Here is a 1,710-nt window from a genome sequence, read left to right as displayed (position 1 = left end):
TGGGGCAATTCGTTGTCAATATCAATACCAGTCCCTCGTTTAGCCAGCACTTTAACCTCATTGAGAATGCAATTCATTAAAACCCTATTATTGGTCACTCCCTCTTGACCAATTTGTTCCAGAGCTAACTCAACTGAAGCTCTGCCCGATTGCATTCCTAATGCTAAGTTATTTTTGTTTGTCAAACTAGCAAGAGCTAAACTTTGGTAAAGCATCGGATCTTTAGCAATTGCTTTGACGTGAACCCCAGCATAGTGAGTGAACGCATTTTTTCCCATAATGGGTAAAATAGGCGGAATTGAAATATGGGAATATTCACTCACAATATGGTATAGATCCTTAAGATAGTTAAACTCCCAAGGCAATTCTGATTCAACCATCTCGCCCAAATTGACCAACAATGTTGCTAAATCAACAATACCAGCACGTTCTCCTAACCCCATCACAGTTACATCGATAATGTCTGCTCCAGCCTGGTAAGCATCAAGAGCATTAGCCAGTGCTAAACCTCTATCATTGTGACAATGAACAGCAATTTTAGGATATAGCTGTTGTCCAGCTAGTTTTTCCTTCAAAGTTTTGACAAAATACGAGTAACTGCGATCGTTCTTAAATGGAGTAGCATATCCTGTTGTGTCTGCGATGCTAATAATATCTGCGCCTGCTTGTACCGCAGCGCTTGCTACTTCAATAACTTGTTCGATTGAGGTACGTGTCGTATCTTCTGGTGTATAGCGAATTAATAGGTTTGGGTTTTGTGCTTTGGCATAGCCAATAACTTCCACCACTTGCTCAATGGCATTTTCGATTGTAATTTGGTAGTCACGCTCTAAACGGTGATTGGCAACACTCAAGAAGATACCCAAAAAATCGATTTTACAATCTAATGCTTTTTGAACATGATCGATGCGACAAAGAGAGTGAGCACCAATCTTAGCATTCAATCCCGCATTAGAAACCAAGGCTACAGCTTCACAAATTTCAGGATCAACAGCAGGATTTCCTACTTCAATAATATCAATACCAATTCGATCTAAAAGTTGAGCAATTAATAACTTGGTTTCAGGGGAAAAATAAACACCAGGAGTTTGTTCTCCTTCTCTTAGGGTAGAGTCAAGAATCTGCAACATTAAGTTAAAAAATATCCTTTTCTGGTAATTAACTAAGCGTAGTCAAAACTTGCTTCCAGGCTTGAGGGCATCATAGAATTAAATGCAGTCGTTTTCAATATGAGCATGGAAAATCAGTTTACCACTACTGGGGTCAGTGGCAATGGCTTCTGTGAGGCTTTGTAGCTCGATGCCTCTGTTAGACAGGGTTTCGACCATCTCAATTAAATCTTTGAGTGAGCGTCCCAACCGGTCTAAACGCCACACCACCAGTACATCTCCAGTTCGGGCGATGGATAGGGCTTGTTGTAAACCGGGTCTGGCAGCATTACTACGACCGAATCTGGTTTACTCGTATTCCCTCGAAGCACTGCACCCCTTGATGACTGCCATTTTCTAAGATGTGTCAGGCAGTCAGGATAGATAGTCCCTGAAAATGAAAAATTACCAATCAAGTCGTTCAGGTTTCTATTCCGAACATACAGTTGCTCTGGATTGAACCTGGGTCCGTCAATATCTGTACCAATATATCGATATCCCATGTTATATTAGTATCTCCTAAGGTATAACTAAGCTTAGATTTATCTCTCAATTCAGCTCT

Annotated in this window: 2 protein-coding genes and 1 pseudogene; all 3 read right to left on the bottom strand. The window is 40.7% G+C overall.

Translation table 11 applies throughout. The features are described 5' to 3' along the window. Positions 1 to 1,130, bottom strand: a 1,130-nt coding sequence (locus tag F6K37_RS41150; protein WP_287257050.1) for a LeuA family protein, incomplete at its 3' end; no start/stop codon positions are given. 105 nt (positions 1,131 to 1,235) lie between these two features. Next, positions 1,236 to 1,439: pseudogene (locus F6K37_RS41145) on the bottom strand (recombinase family protein); the annotation flags it as partial. Continuing rightward, complete coding sequence (locus tag F6K37_RS41140) at positions 1,364 to 1,651, bottom strand: hypothetical protein (protein WP_131826834.1); 288 nt, start codon at positions 1,649 to 1,651, stop codon at positions 1,364 to 1,366. The pseudogene F6K37_RS41145 and the gene F6K37_RS41140, both read right to left, overlap by 76 nt. Positions 1,652 to 1,710 lie beyond the last annotated feature (59 nt).

The organism is Moorena sp. SIO4E2, from assembly GCF_010671945.1.
GTDB classification, from domain to species: domain Bacteria; phylum Cyanobacteriota; class Cyanobacteriia; order Cyanobacteriales; family Coleofasciculaceae; genus Moorena; species Moorena producens.
The sequence above is the reverse complement of the archived record's forward strand: the minus strand, read 5'-3'. Positions and strand labels throughout refer to the sequence as shown.